Genomic DNA, 17,645 nt, shown 5'->3' with positions numbered 1-17,645 from the left:
ACCACGCGCGAGTCGGAGAGATGCGCCGCCCCACGGCGCGCGCGGAGCAGACGACACTGGATATGAACGGCGGCGGAACCGAAGGCCGGGGGGCGCTGCGAAATCAGATCAGGAAGGTCTCGACCGCGATGTCCGCGGCCTCCAGCGCCGGCGCGTCGCGCAGCGTCGCGATCCGGACGGCCGCGGCGGCGCCCGAGCCGTCGGCGTCGTAGCTCAGCGCGCCCGTGGCCGTGTCGTAGATCAGCGCGGCCGCGCCGCCGGTCGGGGCGGCGTCGACGAAGAGCCGGTCCGGCGAGAGCGTCCCCGTCGGCAGTTCCGAGAAGCCGGCGGCGGAGAGGCGCAGCGCGTCCTCGCCCGGCTCGAAGTCGATCTCGTCGGGCTCCCAGGCGGGGTCGAGCAGCCAGAAGACGTCGGCGCCCACGTCGCCGAACAGGCGGTCCGAGGCCTGTCCGCCGACCAGCACGTCGTCGCCCGCGCCCGCGTAGATGCGCACCTCGCCCCGGGTGAAGGCGGAGGCGTCGAAGGTGTTGCTTCCCGACCAGCCGTAGAGGCGCGCCTGGTCGATGTCGACCAGCGCGTCCGTTCCCAGTCCGGTCAGCGTGTCGTCGGTCAGCACGAAGTCGACGTCGCCCCTGGCCTGCACCGCGTCGGGCCGCGCCGCCCGGCCGACCAGCCGGTCGTCGCCCCATCCGCCCTCGAGGATGACCATCGCCCCGGTGAAGGCGGAGGCGTCGAGCGTGTTGTCGCCCAGGCCCCCGGTCAGGTGCGCCCGCTCGATGCTGTGCAGCTCGTCGGTCCCCACGCCGGTCAGCGTCGCGTCGGTCAGGACCATGTCGACGTCGCCGGCCTGGACCACCATGTCCCAGCCCGCGCCGCCGAACAGCGTGTCGTTCCCCGCGTTGCCGGTCAGCTCGTCGCTCGACGCGCCGCCGCGCAGGACGTCGTCGCCGGCGCCGCCGGTCAGGAACACCGGGCCGCGGGTGAACTGGGCGGCGTTGAAGACCACGTCCCCGGCCAGCGCGAACAGCGCGGCCTCCTCGACGTTGCGGAGCGACACCGGCCCCTGCCCCAGCAGCTGGTCGTCGGTCAGCGTCATGTCGAGCTCGGAATAGGCCACGACCCGGTCGACGCCCCCGGCCCGGCCGATCACCGTGTCGGCGCCGCCGCCCGGCTGGATGAAGGTGCGCTCGCCCTCGAAGCCCGAGACGTCGAAGGTGGACGCGCCCCGCCCCCCGACCAGGCGCACGTAGTCGATGTCGACCAGCGTGTCCGTGCCCGCCACCTCGTCCGACACCAGGCGCCGGGTGATCAGCTGGGTCGCGGCGACGGTGTAGTTCCAGTCCTCCCCGAGGTACGGCATCGTCCGCACCCAGTCGACCTTGCGGTCGCTGCCGATGAAGGTGTCGTCGCCCAGCCCGCCGGACATCTCCACCGTGCCGGCGGTCGCGGCCGAGGCGTCCAGGACGCCGCCGAAACCGCCGACCAGCCGCAGCGCGTCGATCCCGACCAGCGTGTCCGTCCAGCTGTCGAAGATCGTGGTCCCCGTGGCGACCACGTCGTTCCTGTCTTTCCACAGGGCGCGCGTGGAGGTGTAGACGTCGTAGGCGCCGCCGCCGATCACGGCGTCGTCGCCCAGCCCCCCTTTCAGGTAGGTCCGATCGCCCCGGAAGCCGGAGACGTCGATCAGGCTGTCGCCGGAGTCGGTGGTCAGGCGCAGCGCCTCGATCCCCGAGAACACGTCTTCGCCCAGGCCCTGAAGCGTGCCGTCGCCGGCGACGAAGCTCGCGGCGCCGGTCTCCACGATCATGTCGCGCCCGGCGCCGCCGACGAAGGAGTCGTCGCCCAGGTCGCCCGTCAGGCGGTTGACGTTGGAGGTCCAGTTCGTGCCCAGCCCGGCGGTCTCGGGCGCGATCAGCGTGTCGTCGCCCAGGTATCCGTCCAGCAGCACCGTCCCGCGCGTGAAGCCCGAGGCGTCGAGGACGTCGTTGTAGACGACCACGGGATCGGGACGTGCGCCGACCAGCTCGGCGCGGAAGAAGCCTTCGAGGAGGTCGGTCCCGCGCCCGACCAGCCGCTCGTCGGTCAGCGTGAGGGCGCCGTGGGAGATCTCGCGCACCGTGTCGATGCCCTCGCCCCCGCGCAGCACGTCGTCGCCGTCGGAGCCCTGCAGCGTGTCGTCGCCATGCAGACCCAGGATCAGGTTGTCGGCCGGACCGCCGATCAGGGTGGAGCCGTCGTAGCCCCCGATCAGCTCGACGAGGTCGGAGAGGATCACCTCCACGTCGACCGCATCGCTCTGCCCGCTCGAATCCATGGCCGCGAGGCGGAGGGTGAAGGTCGGCCGGGTCTCGAAATCCAGGTCGTCCGGGTCGGCGACCGTCACCGCCCCGTCGGCGTCGATGGCGAAGGCGAGCACGCCGTCGCCGTCCAGGTCGACGTTGCCGGAGGCGATGGTGAAGCTGAGGGCGCCGTCCCCGTCCGACGCCTCGTCCGCCTTGGCGACGGTCACGGGCGTGCCGGTCGGCGCGCCCTCCGGCAGGGTCGCGGGGGACGGATCGGCGTAGAGGGTCAGCGGCTCGCTCGCCGCCGCGGCGAGCAGGCCGCCGGCAAGTGCGGCGTCGCGCGCGTGCTGGGCGTCGTCGGAGTCGTCGAAGTCCTGCGGCATCTGAAATGCGTCCTCCCACCAAAGAGACATGCGGCGCGCGCGGCGCGGCCCCTCCCACGGACCGCGTCGCGGCGGACTTGGCGCGCCTGAAAACCAGGGCCCGTCCATCGCTCGCATGGGAACCTTAGCATTGTTCCATCGAGTTTTCAGTGAATGCGATGCGTTGCGGGGAGGCGAGGCGGGCGCGCGCGTCGCCGCCCGGGCATCGACGATGGGCTCGACCGGAGCGGGGGCGACAGGCGCGGATCGTCCGCCAAGGCGCTGGCTTCAAGCGATCATCGCCAACGGCGCGCCTTGGCGCCCGAGCCCCGGAAGCCGCCCCCTCAGCAGGCTCACGACCCGCGAAGCCGCAAGCCGGAGATTCCGCCTGACAGGATCATGTTCCGGACAGGGGCGCCTCGCCGCGCCTAGACCTTCACCGGCGGCTCGAGCCGACCTGCGACGCCGGCGTCGGCGCGGTAGGTCAGGCCCTGGCGGGCGTCGGGGTCGGCGATCCCCTCCCGCGCGGTGGTGACGAACAGGGTGCGCAGGCCCTCGCCGCCGAAGGCGGGGCAGGAGGCGTGGCGCCCGCCCACCGCGACCGCGCGGTCGAAGCGGCCGTCGGGCAGGTAGCGCGCCACCCGGCCCGCGCCCCACTGGGCGTTCCACAGGGCGCCCTCGGCGTCGACGACCGCGCCGTCGGGGTTCAGCCCCTCGGGCGCGAGGTCGACGAACAGCTCCGGCTCGCCCTGCGGCCAGCCCTCGGCGTCGAGCGCCACGCGCAGGATCCGCCGCGTGGGCGTGTCGGCGAAATAGGCGAGCCGCCCGTCGGGCGAGAAGCAGATGGCGTTGGGGATGGTGATCTCGGGAAACAGCGTCTCGACCGCGCCGCGGTGAAAGCGGTGGATGCCGCCGCGGCCCGGCTCGGCACCCTTGCCCATCGTGCCGATCCAGAAGCCGCCGAACGGGTCCGCCCGCCCGTCGTTGGAGCGGGTGGCGGGGTCGCGGTGATCGAGATCCGCGATCGGCTCATGCTCGCCCGAGGGGATGTGGAAGCGACGCAGCGCGGTCTCGGTCGCGATCAGCAGGTGGTCGGCGTCGATCCAGCCGGCGGCGGAGACGTGCTCGGGGAAGGACCAGTCCTGCGGGCCGGCCTCGGTGCGGGTCAGCAGGCGCCGGCCGAGGATGTCGAACCAGAACAGCTGAGAGCGGAGCGGATGCCACAGCGGCCCCTCGCCCAGCTCGCACGGGCGGTCGCAGAAGACCTCGGCCTCCCCGCTCACGGGGCGGCCCCGTCGTGGAAGGGCTCGACCGTCAGGCGGCGACCCAGCAGGAAGGCGTCGGCCACATGGACCAGCGGCGCGAGATCGACGTCGCTGGCGCCCGCGGCGATCAGCTCGGCGAAGCGGCGGTAGAGGTCGGGGTATTCGCCCGGGCCCGAGAGGGGCTGCGGCGCGCCGTCGATCTCCAGCGCCGCCCCGCCCTTCGAGAGGGTCAGGCGGCCGTCGTCGGTCTCCACCTCGATGTCCCAGCGCGGCGGGCCCTCCCAGCGGAAGTCGAAGCGGGCCTCGACCTCCAGCCCCTCCGGTCCCGCGAAGACGAGGTCGCAGGCGATGGGCGTCTCGCAGTTCGCGGGGACGTGCAGGTCGGCGGCGGTCAGGCGCACCGGCGCGGGCAGGATCGCGGTCAGGATCGAGAGCGCGTTGATGCCCGGATCGAACACCCCCAGCCCCCCGGCCTGCCAGATCCAGGTCTGCCCCGGATGCCACTCGCGCACGTCCTCCTGCCACGTGATCCGCACCCGCCGGGGCCTGCGGGCGGAGAGCCAGGCGCGCGCCGGGCCGACGCCCAGGGCGTGGCGGGAGTGCCAGGTGGCGAACAGCGTCACGCCCTGCCGGGCGGCGAGATCGGCCAGCGCCTGCACCTCGGCCACCGTCTGGCCGGGCGGCTTCTCGAGCATCACGTGGCGGCCGGCGAGGATCGCCGCGCGCGCCGCCTCGAACCGCGCCTGCGGCGGCTGGCAGAGGGAGACGGCGGCGACGTCGGGGCGGGCGTCGAGCAGCGCCTCGAGCGTGGCGAAGGTCTCCACCCCCTCCACCGCGCCGGAGCGGGTGGCGGCGGCGGCCAGGCGGAAGCGCGGGTCGGCCGCCAGCGCCGGCAGGTGCTGGTCGCGGGCGATCTTGCCCACGCCCACCACCGCGATGTCGATGGTCCCGCTGGGCGCCTCAGTGGCTGTCACGGGGCACCTCCTTGCCGCGCCGGCCGCGCAGGAAGTCGAAGTCGGCGCCGGTGTCGGCCCCCTCGACATGGGTGTGGAACAGCTGGGCGTAGCCGCCCGACGGCGCGGGCGCGGCGGGGGTCCAGGCGGCGAGGCGCGCCTGGAGCTCCGCCTCGGGGACGTCGAGATGCAGGCGGCGGGCGGCGACGTCGAGCTCGATCATGTCGCCCGAGCGCACCACCGCCAGCGGCCCGCCCACGGCGGCCTCGGGCGAGACGTGCAGGATCACCGTCCCGTAGGCGGTGCCCGACATGCGCGCGTCCGAGATGCGGATCATGTCCTTGATCCCCTTGCGCAGGACCTTCGGCGGCAGGCCCATGTTGCCGACCTCGGCCATGCCCGGATAGCCCTTGGGCCCGCAGTTCTTCAGCACCATGACGCAGGTCTCGTCGATGTCGAGGTCCTCGTCCTCGATCCGCGCCTTGTAGTCGTCGATGTCCTCGAAGACGACGGCGCGGCCGCGGTGGGTCATCAGGTGGGGGCTCGCGGCCGAGGGCTTGAGCACCGCGCCCTTCGGCGCGAGGTTCCCGTTCAGCACCGCGATCCCGCCCGAGGCGGTCAGCGCCCGCTCCACCGGGCGGATCACCTCCTCGTTCCAGTTGCGCGCGTCCTTCACCTGCTCCCACGCGCTCTCGCCCGAGACGGTGAGCGCGTCGCGATGCAGGAGGCCGGCCTCCCCCAACCGCTTGAGCACCACGGGCAGGCCGCCGGCGTAGAAGAACTCCTCCATCAGGTAGTCGCCCGAGGGCATCAGGTTGACGATGGTGGGGATGTCGCGGCCCAGCCGGTCCCAGTCGTCGAGGGTCAGGTCGACCCCCGCCCGGCCCGCCAGCGCCAGCAGGTGGATGACCGCGTTGGTCGAGCCGCCGATGGCGCCGTTGCAGCGGATCGCGTTCTCGAACGCCTCGCGCGTCAGCACGTCGGAGGGCTTCAGGTCGTCCTTGACCATCTGAACGATGCGCCGGCCCGTGAGCTGCGCCATCACCCGGCGGCGGCTGTCGACGGCGGGGATCGCGGCGTTGCCCGACAGGGCCATGCCCAGCGCCTCGGCCATGCTCGCCATGGTGGAGGCCGTGCCCATGGTGTTGCACGAGCCCGGGGAGCGGGACATGGCCTGCTCGGCCTCGAGGAAATCCTCCCGGCTCATCTCCCCGGCCTTGATCGCCTCGGACATCTGCCAGAGCGCGGTGCCCGAGCCCACGCGCTCGCCCCGGAACCAGCCGTTCAGCATCGGACCGCCGGTGACCACGATGGCCGGCAGGTCGACCGAGGCCGCGCCCATCAGCAGCGCGGGCGTGGTCTTGTCGCAACCGACCATCAGCACCACCCCGTCGAGCGGGTTGGCGCGCAGCGCCTCCTCCACGTCCATGGCCGCGAGGTTACGGTACATCATCGCCGAGGGACGCAGGCTGCTCTCGCCGGTCGAGAACACCGGGAACTCCAGCGGCAGGCCGCCGGCCTCGTAGATCCCGTTCTTCACCCGCTGGGCGAGGTCGCGCAGGTGGGCGTTGCAGGGGGTCAGCTCGGACCAGGTGTTGCAGATGCCGATCACCGGGCGGCCGTCGAACAGGTCCGCCGGCAGCCCTTGGTTCTTCATCCAGGAGCGGTGGTAGATATGGTCCCGGCTGTCGCCGCCGTACCATTCCTGACTGCGCAACCTGCGGGGCCAGGGGGCGGGTTGGAAGGTCATGCTCGCTCCTTACAGCGCGCGGATCTCGGTCCGCGGCTCGGGCGAGACGGGGACGGCGACGCGAAGGGGATTGCGCAGGGGCAGGCCGAAGGGCGCGGCCTCGATCTCGAAGACGTCGCCGTCGCGGGTCTGCACGCCCGCGGCGAAGCTGAGCGTGGCGGTGCCGAACATGTGCACGTGCACGTCGCCCGGCCGGCGGAAGCCCGCGTACTTGAAGTGGTGGTGCTCCAGGTTCGCGAGCGAGTGGGACATGTTCGCCTCGCCCGACAGGAAGGGCTGCTCGAAGATCGTCTCGTTCCCGCGCCGGATGCGGGAAACGCCCTCGACCGAGGCGGGCAGCTCGCCCACCAGCAGCTCCGGCCCCACCGCGGCGGGACGCAGCTTGGAGTGGGCGAGGTAGAGGTAATTGCGCCGCTCCATCACGTGGTCGGAGAACTCGTTGGCCAGCGCGAAGCCCAGGCGGAAGGGGGCGCCGTCGGGGCCGATGACGTAGATGCCGGCGATCTCGGGCTCCTCGCCCCCGTCCTCGGCGAAGGCGGGCTGGTCGAGCGGCGATCCCGGGGGGATCAGCGCGTCGCCCTGGCCCTTGTAGAACCACTCCGGCTGCACGCCCGCGCGGTCGTCCGCGGGCTTGCCGCCCTCGATCCCGAGGCGGAACATCTTCATGCTGTCCGTCTCGTCCTGCGCCTTGGCGCCCGCATGCATCGTGGCGCGGGTGGAGGCCGAGCCGAGATGCGTCAGCCCGGTGCCCGTCAGGTGCAGGTGGGCCGGGTCGGGGTGCAGGATCGGGGGCAGCAGGCGCCCCTCGGCATAGAGCCGCGCGAGGTCGACGGGCTCCTTCAACCCGGTGGCGGCGACCAGCTCGGTCAGGGTCCGGCCCTGCTCGATCGCCTGGAGCGCGAGCTCGCGGAGCGGCAGGTCGGAGGCGAGCGCGAAGGCCTCGGCCCCGTCGCGGGCGACCACCTGCACGCCGCCGTCGCGGGTTCGGAACTGGGACAGCAGCATCGCTCAGGCCCCCTTCTTCTTGTTCATGACGTCGAAGATCACCGCGGCCAGCAGCACCAGCCCCTTGATGACCTGCTGCCAGTCGATGCCGATGCCCAGGATCGACATGCCGTTGTTCATCACGCCCATGATGAAGGCGCCGACGACGGCCCCGATCACCGTGCCCACGCCCCCCGACATCGAGGCGCCGCCGATGAAGACCGCCGCGATCACGTCGAGCTCGAAGCCGAGCCCCGCCTTGGGCGTCGCGGTGTTCAGCCGGGCCGCGAAGACCACGCCGGCGAGGGCCGCGAGCATCCCCATGTTGGCGAAGGTCAGGAAGGTCAGCCGCTTGGCGTTGATGCCCGACAGCGTCGCCGCCTTGGCGTTGCCGCCGATGGCGTAGATGCGCCGCCCGACCGTGGTGCGCGAGGTGAGGAACGAGTAGATCGCGATCAGCAGCGCCATCACGATGAAGACGTTGGGCAGGCCGCGGAAATCCGCCATCAGCCAGCCCATCCAGACCAGCGCGACGAAGATCAGCAGGTTCTTGGCGGCGAAGAACACCAGCGGCTCCTCGGCCGTTCCGGCCGCGATCTGGCGCAGCCGCGCGCGCACCGCCAGCCCCAGCACCAGCGCCGCCGCCGCGACCATCAGCAGGAGCGAGAAGAGGTTCAGCCCCTCCCCCCCGAAGAGGTCGGGCACGAAGCCCGAGGAGATCAGGCGGAACGCCTCGGGAAACGGCCCGACGGACTGGCCGGCCAGCAGCCACAGGGTCAGGCCCTTGAAGACCAGCATCCCCGCCAGGGTGACGATGAAGGAGGGGATGCCGAAGTAGGCGACCCAGTAGCCCTGGGCCATGCCGATCAGCGCGCCCGCGATCAGGCACAGGACGCCCGCCACCGGCCAGGGCAGGCCCCATTGCACGATCATCACCGCCGCGAGCGCGCCGACGAAGCCCAGCACCGAGCCGACCGAGAGGTCGATGTGCCCGCACACGATCACCAGCAGCATGCCGATGGCCATGATGACGATGTAGCTGTTCTGCAGGAACAGGTTGGTCAGGTTCACCGGCTTGAGCAGGATGCCGTCGGTGGCGACCTGGAAGAAGGCCATGATCACGATCAGCGCGAACAGGATCCCGAATTCGCGAAGGTGTCGGCGCAGGTAGCGCATCGAGGCCTTCATCTGGGGCTCGGGCGCGTCGGCGCGGCGGGCGTCGGAGGCTGTGGAGTCGGTCATGCGGCGTCTCGGCTCGACTTGATGATGGCGGACATGATCCGCTCCTGGCTCGCTTCGGCGGTCGGCATCTCGGCGACGAAGCGGCCCTCGTTCATGACGTGGAGGCGGTCGGTGACGCCCAGCAGCTCGGGCAGTTCGGAGGAGATCACGATGATCGCCTTGCCCGCCGCGGCCAGGTCCCGGATCACGCAGTAGATCTCGAACTTCGCGCCCACGTCGATGCCGCGGGTCGGCTCGTCCAGGATCAGGATCTCGGGGTCGGCGTGCAGCCACTTGGACAGCACCACCTTCTGCTGGTTGCCGCCCGAGAGGTTCACGCACTCCTGCTCGATGGAGGAGGACTTGATGTTCAGCCGGCCGCGGTAGCGCTCGGCCAGCGCGGCCTCCTTCTCCCGGTCGACCACCCAGCCGTCGGCGATGGCCTCGAGCCGGGCGAGCGGCACGTTGCGCCGGATGCTGTCGTCCAGCACCAGGCCGTAGCCCTTGCGGTCCTCGGTGGCGTAGGCGAGCCCCGCCTTGATCGCGCGCCCCACGGTCGACAGGTCCGCGGGCCGGCCGTCGATGAAGACCTCGCCCGAGATGTCCTGCCCGTAGGATCGCCCGAACAGGCTCATGGCGAGCTCGGTGCGCCCGGCGCCCATCAGGCCGGCGATGCCCAGCACCTCGCCCCGGCGGACGTGGAAGTCGACCCGGTCGACCACCTTGCGCTCGGGGTGCTGGGGGTGGCGCACGGTCCAGCCGCGCACCTCCATCGCGACCTCGCCGATCTTCGGCTCGCGCGGGGGATAGCGGTCCTCGAGGCTGCGCCCGACCATGTCGCGGATGATGTCGTCCTCGGAGATCCCGTTCCGGCAGTCGAGCCGCGCCACCGCCGCCCCGTCGCGCAGCACGGTGATGGTGTCGGCGACGCGGCTGATCTCGTTGAGCTTGTGGGAGATCAGGATCGAGGTCACCCCCTGGCGGCGGAACTCCACCAGCAGGTCCAGCAGCTTGTCGCTGTCCTGCTCGTTGAGCGAGGACGTCGGCTCGTCGAGGATCAGGAGCCGCACGTTCTTCGACAGGGCCTTGGCGATCTCGACCAGCTGCTGCTTGCCGAGGCCGAGGTCGTCGACCCGCGTCCCCGGATGCTCCTTCAGCCCGACGCGGGCCAGCAGCTCGGCGGCGCGGGCGTTGGTCTCGCCCCAGTCGATCACGCCGCGGCGGGCGCGCTCGTTGCCCAGGAAGATGTTCTCGGCCACCGACAGGAGCGGGACCAGCGCCAGCTCCTGGTGGATGATGACGATCCCCTCGCGTTCGCTGTCGGGGATCGCCTGGAAGCGCTTCACCTCGCCGTCGAAGACGATGTCGCCCTCGTAGGAGCCGTGCGGATAGACGCCCGAGAGCACCTTCATCAGCGTCGACTTGCCGGCGCCGTTCTCGCCGACGAGGGCGTGGATCTCGCCCGCCTCGACCGACAGCGTCACGTCGTCGAGCGCCTTGACGCCGGGGAACGCCTTGGTGATCCCGCGCATTTCCAGGATCGCTGCCATGTCCGGCTGCTCCTTGGATGGGAGGGGGGAAGAAAAAAGGGCCCGCGCGGTCCCGCCGGGGAGGAGATCCGGCGGGACCGGGTCCGTCGCGGGGACGGCGGCGGGGCGCAGGGCCCCGGCCGTCCGCGCGACGGCGGTCGGGCTCAGTTGACCTGGTCGGCGGTGTAGTAGCCGCTGTCGATCAGCACCTTCTCCCAGTTGGCCTCGGTCACGGGGACCGGCTCCAGCAGGTAGGAGGGGACGACCTTCACGCCGTTGTCGTAGGTGGTGGTGTCGTTGATCTCGGGCTCGCCGCCCTCGATCAGGGCGTTGACCATGCCCACGGTCACCTCGGCCAGCGCCCGGGTGTCCTTGAAGATGGTGGAGTACTGGTCGCCCCGCAGGATCGCCTTGATCGAGGGGATCTCGGCGTCCTGGCCGGTGACGATGGGCATCTTCATGTCGCCCGAGCCGTAGCCGACCCCGCCCAGCGAGCTGATGATGCCGATCGACAGCCCGTCGTAGGGCGACAGCACCCCGTGCACCGTCTGGTCGGTGTAGTTGGCGGACAAGAGGTTGTCCATTCGGGCCTGGGCGACCGCGCCGTCCCAGCGCAGCGTGCCGACGGTGTCCATGCCCATCTGCCCCGAGGGGATCGCCACGTCGCCCGCGTCGATCATCGGCTGAAGCACCGACATCGCGCCGTTGTAGAAGAAGTAGGCGTTGTTGTCGTCCGGCGAGCCGCCGAACAGCTCGACGTTCCAGGGATGCGCGTCGGGGAAGCGCTCCTTGAGCCCGTCGACCAGGGTGTTGGCCTGCTGCACGCCCACCTTGAAGTTGTCGAAGGTGGCGTAATAGTCGACGTCGCCGCTGTCGCGGATCAGCCGGTCGTAGGCCACCACCTTGATGTCGGCGGCGGCGGCGTTGGCCAGCGCGCTGGTCAGCGTGGTGCCGTCGATGGCCGCGATCACCAGCACGTCGACGCCCTTGGTGATCATGTTCTCGATCTGGGCGAGCTGGTTGGGGATGTCGTCCTCGGCGTACTGGAGATCGGTCTCGTAGCCGGCCTCCTGGAACTTCTTCACCATGTTGTCGCCGTCGGCGATCCAGCGCGCCGAGGACTTGGTGGGCATGGCGATGCCGACGTAGCCCTTGTCGGCGGCGAAGGCCGGCAGGGCCGCGGACAGGGCGACGGCGGCGAGCGCGCTCGTCGCGAGCAGGCGCGTGACGGAAATCATCGGTGTCCTCCCTTGGGCGCCTGCGGATCCTCAGCCTCCCAGCCGATCGCGTCCGACGCCTTCGTGTTCGCCGAGCGCGCCGGCGGGCTCCTCCCGCCCGGCGTCGTCGACCGGCTCTTTCTTCCCTTGCGTCGACATGCAGATCAAATCAGTAATCGGCCTCTGGATATATCAATCAGGAGATATCCCGTGCCCCGCAGGCCCCCAGGCGCGACCGAGCCGCCCCGCCGCGACGCGCTGCTGCGCCGGGGGCTGCGCTTCTCCCAGCTGCGGCTGCTGGCGGCGCTGGCGGAGACGGGGCGGATCTCGGCGGCCGCGGCGCAGCTCGGCATCACCCAGCCCGCCGCCTCGCGCCTGCTGGCGGAGCTGCAGAAGGCCGCCGGCGCGCCGCTCTACGTCCGCCACCCGCGGGGCGTGACGTTGACCGAGGCGGGCGGGCTGCTGGCGGCGCGGGCCGAGATCGTGCTGCGCCAGCTCGACCAGGGCTTCGACGAGATCCAGGAGACGACCCGCGGCGCCCGGGGCCTGGTGCGCATCGGCGCCGTCACGGGCCCGGCGCTCGAGATCGTGCTGCCGGTGATCCGGGAGCTGCGGGTGACCTATCCCGAGATCGAGGTCTCGGTGCAGGTCGACACCTCCGACAAGCTCGCCGAGCAGCTGCTGAGGCTGGAGCTCGATTTCTACATCGGCCGCCTGCCCGACGAGCTCGACGCGCGCGCCGTCTCGCTTCGCCCCATCGGCCCCGAGCCGGTCAGCCTGGTGGTGCGGCTGGAGCATCCGCTGACCCGGCTCGAGCGGGTGCGGATCGAGGATTGCCTGATCTACGACTGGGTGATGCAGCCGCCCGGCGGCCTGCAGCGGCGCACGGTCGAAAGCTGGCTGCTGGCCCGCGGCCTGCCGCAGCCGAAGCGGGTGCTGGGCACCTCCTCGATCCTGCTGACGCTGGCGCTGGTCTCGGACACCAACGCGGTCGCGCCGCTGTCGCGGGCGGTGGCGGAGTTCTTCGCCTCCCGCAGCGGGCTGAGCGGGAACATCCGCCGGCTCGACGTGGCCGAGGACATCGCGGTGACCCCGTTCTCGCTGATCCTGCGCGCGGACGAGCCGCCCCCGCCCCCCGTCGCCCGGGTGCTGAGCCTGATCGAGACGCAGATCCGGCGGCTCTGAGCGGTCGCCTCAGACGCTCCCCGGATCGCCCTCCGGTCCCGGTTCGGCCCCGACCAGCGACAGGTGGTCGGGGGGCAGGCGGTCGGCGGCCCAGCTTTGCGCGACCATGGCGTTGATGCGGGCCAGGATCGGCTCTGGGACCGGGGCGCCGACGCCCGGCGCGTGGACCGGCTCGTCATGGAACAGGTAGAGGCGCGCGGCGAATTGTTCGATCGGCAGCGAGGCCTCGCCGTGACGCTCCCCGCAGCCGGCGGTCGAGACCACGATGCCCCCGCCCCAGTCCTGGCCGCTGTCGTTGTTGGGGTTGTAGAAATAGACCCGCATCTCGCCGTGCTGGTCCTCGGCCACGCGCTGGATGGCGATGGCGTGCCAGCCCACGAACCGCGCGGCGCTGTCGGTGGCGGCGACCCCCGCGGGCTGGGGGTGGATCACCGGGCGCCCGCCGTTGAAGCGCGGGTCGTAGGCCTGGAAGAAGCGGGTGAGGAAGGCGTCGAACGCCGCCAGCCGGCCGGTGGCGACGTCGACGGCCACCAGGCACTCCCGCGGCACCCACCAGCCGTGGAACTCGGGGTTGATCCAGCGGTGCGGATCGCCGCCCCGCTCGGCGCACAGGCGCCCCATCTCGGCGTAGATCCGGTCGAGATGCGGCACCAGCAGCACCGAGACCGGATCGGCGTCGAGCGGCGCGCCCGCCGCCAGCCCCGCCGGAAGCTCGGAGGAGCGGATCGGGCGGCCTTCGAAATGCATCAGCACCGCGTCGAACTCGGTCGCCTGGGCGACGAGGTGCAGCAGGAAGTCGGGATCGTTCATCGACCACATGGCGATGGCGCGCGCCGACTGGCAGGTGGGGTTGGCCCCCTGCCCCACGCCCAGCGGCTGGCCCAGAACCTCGAGCACGCCGGCGAGCAGGCGCACCTCGGCCGAGAGCTCCGCCCCGTAGGCCAGGCTCAGCCGCTCGGCCACCGCGGGCGCCGCGCGGGCGGTCATCTGCCGGCGCAGGGCCGGCGCGATGGGGGGCACGTGCAGGAGGCCCCGCTCCAGCATCAGCGCGAGGCCGTGCACCGCCTGGGGGCTGCGTTCGGAGATCGCGAAGGCCACCAGCTCGTCGACCAGGCCGCGCCAGCGCCGCCGGCACTCGCGCCCCGTGGGGCCGAGGCCCAGCGCCTCGTCGACCACGTCCACGTCGGTCTCGCACACGATCCAGCGCAGGAAGGCGGCGTGGTAGTCCGAGACGAGGCCGGTGTCGTGCATGGCGCGCGCGAAGCCCGTCGCCTCATGCATCAGGGCGGCCTCGTCGAGATGGCTCAGCCGTTCGAAATAGACCGCGAGGCCGGGGTCGTCGCGGCACTGGGTGGTGGGCCCGAAGAGGGCCGCCACCAGACGCTCGGCGCCCGAGCGGGCGCGCCCCGCGGCGACGTCGGCGCGGGTCATGGCGATGGAGATCTGGGTGATCATCTCCTTCACCGGCCCGGTCTGCACCGGCCGCTGGTCGAGGATGCGCCAGATCTCGTCCACCAGCACGCCCAGCACGTCCTCGAGCCCGACGTGATCGGCGATGTAGCGGAACACCGTCCGCCGCAGGCCGGGGTGGGCGGCCTGGCGGTCCGCCTCGGTGGTCGTGGCGAAGAAGTGGCGCAGGTTCAGCGCCAGCGCCTGGGTCAGGAAATGGCGCGCGAACTCCTGCGGCACGCCGCGGGGCCCCGCCTCGCCGCGGGCGGCGACGAGCAGGCGCATGAGGCTCGCGACCTCGAGGGCCACGAGCGCCATGTCGGCGGAGGCCAGCGTCTGGCCGGTGAGCTGGGGCAGAAGCGTGCGGGGGCTGTCCCAGTCCGAGCCCTGGAAGATCCCCGCCGCCTCCATGCGCGCGGCGCGCGCGTCCAGCGCCTCGAGCCCGCCGGGGACCGCGATCATGCGGCCCACGACGGCCAGCACGGGCGGCTGGTGGCGATGCTTGGCGAAGGGGCGGGCCTGCTCCAGCCGCTCCAGCGCCGCGTCCAGCGTCGCCGCCAGCCTCTGCGCGTCGGTCGGCGCGGCCGACCCCTGCGCATCGGGCGTCTGACTGTTCATGGCTCTCTCTTGCCTGTTTCCGGAGCCGTCGACAATCGCGCTCAGACGTAAAAGTCGAGTTCTTCCTGACGTTTCAGCAGATCCCGCAGCGTGTGGGGATCCTCGCCGAAGAAGTAGGCCAGCCCCCAGTGGGTGCCGAAGGCGGTGCGCTTGGTCACCTTCTGCTCCATCGGCTCGGCGAGCTGGTGATACTCGAAATACGGGTTCTCCGCCGTCTCCTGGGGCACCTCGAGGCGGCTGACCACCCGGCGGCGGGGATAGACGCCGAAGCAGCCGGCGTGGCCCTTCGCGTCCACCACCTCCTTGGGGAAGAAGGCGTCGATCTCGTCCTGCGTGGTCTTGGGATCGAACATCAGCACCAGGCCCTGGTAGCCGTTGAACCCGTAGGCCCGCTCGATCAGCTCCAGCGCGTTGAAGCCCGGCGGACGGTAGGCGACCTCGCCGAAGTAGAGGCGGTTGTCGGCGGTCAGGAAGTATTCCGGGTGGATGAAGCCGAAGTCGATGTCGAAGGCCTCGATCAGCTTCTCGATCTCCTCGGTGATGCGGGCGCGGTGCGCCTCCAGCTCGGGCGTCGCCGGCACGAAGACCGAATAGCCCAGCGTCACGTATTCGGAGATGTTGAGGAACTGGATCTTGCGGTCCTTGATCCAGGCCTCGACCGCGAACTCCCACCCGTCGAGATGGCTCTCCAGCAGGGCCGGGAACTCGTCGTCGGGGATGTTGTCCACGTCCTCGGGCGTGCGGATCACGCGGTGGCCCGCGGTGCCGGACTTGTCGAAGGCCTTGAAGTGGATCGGGTCGTTGGGGTCGCCGTCGAGCTTCAGCAGCGTCTGGTTCACCCGCTTGAGGAAGCGGATCACGTCGGCGCGGTCGTCGGCCTCCTCGAACACGCCCACGCGGATGCCGCCCAGCTGCGCGCGGCGCTTCATCAGCGACTTGTCGCGGAACAGCATCGACTGGCCCAGCAGGCGCGGGTTGCCCAGCAGCACGGCGTTGACCGCGCCGGCCCATTCCACCGTCTCCTCGAACAGCGGGATGGCGACGTCGACGCCCTTCTCCTTGAGGGTCTGCGCCAGCTCCCAAGAGCGTTCGTTGAGGCGCGAGAAGTCCCAGGAGATGTAGGGAATGTCGTTCTCGGTGCAGTAGGGCTCCGCCCAGGGCGGGGCCACGACGACGTAGCGTCGGTCGAACCGGTCGACCGCGTCGATCGCGTTGAGGCTCCAGCCGAGCAGAGCGACGTAGCCCTTGTCGGGGTTGTAGTCAGCCATTCGGTCCCTCCGTTGATCGCGTTTCTGCACGCGGCGACGCGCCCCGAGCGGGCGCGGCGGCGCGCCGTTCGGGACGAGGGAACCCCCTGTGATCGCGGCGGAGGCTGACCCCTGCGTCGGCTGCATGCGGTTCGGGTCGTGGTCTTTACCTAGTGCGCAAACGGTCAGATCAAACCGCCCGACGCGGTTGCAGGCGGAAACCTTCGGCTTCGGCCGGGCCTCTCGACGGCCGCGCGGGGCCGCTCGGCCGCCTTCGCGAGCGCCTTCCGGAGGCCTCCGGGGCCCCCGCGGACCGCGCCCGATCGGAGACGGTCCGGCGGCCGCGGAGGGGATCGTTTCACCGCCCGTGGGCCGCGGGCCGCAGTGCGCGTGGGTCGGCGCTTCGCGCTGCGGAATGACTGGCGGCGGCGGGGATCGGAAGGCACGCTCGCGGCGCTTGTCGATGGAGAGATCCCACATGGCGTCCCGTGCGTTGCGTCCGACCCTGCTGACCCAGTTTCTCATCTTCGTCTTCGCCTCCGCGGCGGTGGTCTCGGCGGGGCTCGCGCTCGCCGCGCGCGACGCGGCCGCGCGGTTCGAGCGCGCGGTGCTCGAGGAGGTGACGCTGCAGCGCGCGAACGCGGTGGGGCGGCTGTTCGTGCGGGCGATCCATTCCGACTGGCGCGACGTGGCGACGCTCGCGCCCAGCGTCTCGCCGGGCGAGGGCGCGGCGGCCCGGCCGGCGCTGGACCTGGTGGTGGGCGACGGCTCGCGCATCTCCTGGGCCGGGATCGCGGCGTTGGACGGGACCGTGACCGCGGCCTCCTACGGGATGCTGGAGGGCGGCTCGGTCGCGGGGCGGCCCTGGTTCGACGCGGGCCTGCGCGGCCCCTTCGCCGGCGACGTGCACGAGGCGAAGCTGCTCGCCGGGCTGCTGCCCGCCGGACCCGACGGCGCGCCGCCGCGGTTCCTCGACCTCGCCGCCCCGATCCCGGACGCGGACGGGCGGGCGATCGGGGTGGTGGGCTTTCACGTGAACTTCGCCTGGGCCCAGGCGTACCTGGCCGAGACCGCCGCGATGGTGGGGATCGAGGCGGTGGTGGTCGACCGCGACGGCACCGTGGTCGTGGGCCCCGCCGAGATGCAGGGCGCGGCCTTCGACCTCGCCAGCATGCGGGCCGCGACCGTCGGCGCCCAGTCGACGGTGGTCGAGACCTGGCCCGACGGCGTCGCCTCGCTGTCGGCGGTGGCCCCCTCGATCACCTATCGCGACCTGCCGGCCTTCGGCTGGGGCCTGATCGCGCGCGTGGACCCGGCGCTGCTGGCCGAACAGCGCGCGGCGACGACGCTGCGGCTCGACCTCGGGCTGGCCGTGGCGGCGGCGGTGTTCGCAGCGGCCGGCCTGATCTTCGGCTGGATCGTGGCGCGGCCCTTCGACCGGCTGTCGCGCTCGGCCGAGGCGATCGCGGACGGGCGCGACGTCTACCCCGAGGAATCGCGGCGCACGGCGGACCTCGCGCGGTTCTCCCACGCGATCAGCCGCCTCGCCTCGCGCGGGGACGGCACGGGGCGCTAGGCGCGCC

Annotated in this window: 12 protein-coding genes; 2 read left to right on the top strand and 10 right to left on the bottom strand. The window is 71.8% G+C overall.

Going from position 1 to position 17,645, the window contains the following annotated elements; genetic code table 11:
* Positions 1 to 103 precede the first annotated feature (103 nt).
* The 8 genes from P2H44_RS19790 to chvE all read right to left on the bottom strand — a co-directional run bounded on the left by P2H44_RS19790 (position 104) and on the right by chvE (position 11,584).
* Positions 104 to 2,665 (bottom strand): hypothetical protein, encoded by a 2,562-nt coding sequence (locus tag P2H44_RS19790; protein ID WP_275766303.1) that lies wholly within the window; start codon positions 2,663 to 2,665, stop codon positions 104 to 106.
* A 407-nt stretch (positions 2,666 to 3,072) separates the two neighbouring features.
* Entirely contained in the window at positions 3,073 to 3,927 is an 855-nt protein-coding gene (locus P2H44_RS19785; protein ID WP_275766301.1) for an SMP-30/gluconolactonase/LRE family protein, read from the bottom strand.
* Positions 3,924 to 4,883 (bottom strand): Gfo/Idh/MocA family protein, encoded by a 960-nt coding sequence (locus P2H44_RS19780; RefSeq protein ID WP_275766299.1) that lies wholly within the window; start codon positions 4,881 to 4,883, stop codon positions 3,924 to 3,926. Before P2H44_RS19780 ends, P2H44_RS19785 begins: the two co-directional genes overlap by 4 nt.
* A complete protein-coding gene (gene araD / locus P2H44_RS19775; protein ID WP_275766296.1) occupies positions 4,870 to 6,612 on the bottom strand; it encodes an L-arabinonate dehydratase in 1,743 nt (580 codons plus the stop codon). Before araD ends, P2H44_RS19780 begins: the two co-directional genes overlap by 14 nt.
* Positions 6,613 to 6,621: 9 nt before the next feature.
* The gene (gene araD1, locus P2H44_RS19770; RefSeq protein WP_275766294.1) at positions 6,622 to 7,617 is read right to left on the bottom strand and encodes an AraD1 family protein; all 996 of its coding nucleotides are present in this window, start codon (positions 7,615 to 7,617) and stop codon (positions 6,622 to 6,624) included.
* Between the two features lie 3 nt (positions 7,618 to 7,620).
* Complete coding sequence (gene mmsB / locus P2H44_RS19765; protein ID WP_462976309.1) at positions 7,621 to 8,838, bottom strand: multiple monosaccharide ABC transporter permease; 1,218 nt, start codon at positions 8,836 to 8,838, stop codon at positions 7,621 to 7,623.
* Positions 8,835 to 10,367 (bottom strand): multiple monosaccharide ABC transporter ATP-binding protein, encoded by a 1,533-nt coding sequence (gene mmsA, locus P2H44_RS19760; protein ID WP_275766292.1) that lies wholly within the window; start codon positions 10,365 to 10,367, stop codon positions 8,835 to 8,837. Before mmsA ends, mmsB begins: the two co-directional genes overlap by 4 nt.
* Positions 10,368 to 10,510: 143 nt before the next feature.
* Entirely contained in the window at positions 10,511 to 11,584 is a 1,074-nt protein-coding gene (gene chvE / locus P2H44_RS19755) for a multiple monosaccharide ABC transporter substrate-binding protein (protein ID WP_275766290.1), read from the bottom strand.
* 189 nt (positions 11,585 to 11,773) lie between these two features.
* Here chvE and P2H44_RS19750 point away from each other — a divergent pair, with 189 nt between their 5' ends.
* On the top strand, positions 11,774 to 12,748 hold the full coding sequence (locus tag P2H44_RS19750) for a LysR family transcriptional regulator (RefSeq protein WP_275766288.1): 975 nt from the start codon (positions 11,774 to 11,776) through the stop codon (positions 12,746 to 12,748).
* A 9-nt stretch (positions 12,749 to 12,757) separates the two neighbouring features.
* On the opposite strand, the gene P2H44_RS19745 is transcribed toward P2H44_RS19750, so the two are convergent.
* On the bottom strand, positions 12,758 to 14,815 hold the full coding sequence (locus tag P2H44_RS19745; protein WP_275766286.1) for a hypothetical protein: 2,058 nt from the start codon (positions 14,813 to 14,815) through the stop codon (positions 12,758 to 12,760).
* 41 nt (positions 14,816 to 14,856) lie between these two features.
* Positions 14,857 to 16,083 carry an ATP-grasp domain-containing protein gene (locus P2H44_RS19740; RefSeq protein WP_275766284.1) on the bottom strand — a complete coding sequence of 409 codons (1,227 nt, stop codon included), beginning with the start codon at positions 16,081 to 16,083 and terminating at the stop codon, positions 14,857 to 14,859.
* A 457-nt stretch (positions 16,084 to 16,540) separates the two neighbouring features.
* Between P2H44_RS19740 and P2H44_RS19735 the strand changes: the two genes are divergently transcribed.
* The gene (locus P2H44_RS19735) at positions 16,541 to 17,638 is read left to right on the top strand and encodes a cache domain-containing protein (RefSeq protein ID WP_275766281.1); all 1,098 of its coding nucleotides are present in this window, start codon (positions 16,541 to 16,543) and stop codon (positions 17,636 to 17,638) included.
* Positions 17,639 to 17,645: the final 7 nt, after the last annotated feature.

The organism is Albimonas marina, from assembly GCF_029223255.1.
GTDB lineage: Bacteria > Pseudomonadota > Alphaproteobacteria > Rhodobacterales > Rhodobacteraceae > Albimonas.
This window is presented reverse-complemented; position numbering and strand designations above follow the sequence as displayed.

Bases quoted from the DNA above. Each gene is read 5' to 3' on its own strand.
- araD1 (WP_275766294.1), bottom strand. From the start codon at position 7,617: ATGCTGCTGTCCCAGTTCCGAACCCGCGACGGCGGCGTGCAGGTGGTC.
- P2H44_RS19740 (WP_275766284.1), bottom strand. From the start codon at position 16,083: ATGGCTGACTACAACCCCGACAAGGGCTACGTCGCTCTGCTCGGCTGG.
- P2H44_RS19735 (WP_275766281.1), top strand. From the start codon at position 16,541: ATGGCGTCCCGTGCGTTGCGTCCGACCCTGCTGACCCAGTTTCTCATC.
- P2H44_RS19790 (WP_275766303.1), bottom strand. From the start codon at position 2,665: ATGCCGCAGGACTTCGACGACTCCGACGACGCCCAGCACGCGCGCGAC.
- araD (WP_275766296.1), bottom strand. From the start codon at position 6,612: ATGACCTTCCAACCCGCCCCCTGGCCCCGCAGGTTGCGCAGTCAGGAA.
- chvE (WP_275766290.1), bottom strand. From the start codon at position 11,584: ATGATTTCCGTCACGCGCCTGCTCGCGACGAGCGCGCTCGCCGCCGTC.
- mmsA (WP_275766292.1), bottom strand. From the start codon at position 10,367: ATGGCAGCGATCCTGGAAATGCGCGGGATCACCAAGGCGTTCCCCGGC.
- P2H44_RS19745 (WP_275766286.1), bottom strand. From the start codon at position 14,815: ATGAACAGTCAGACGCCCGATGCGCAGGGGTCGGCCGCGCCGACCGAC.
- mmsB (WP_462976309.1), bottom strand. From the start codon at position 8,838: ATGACCGACTCCACAGCCTCCGACGCCCGCCGCGCCGACGCGCCCGAG.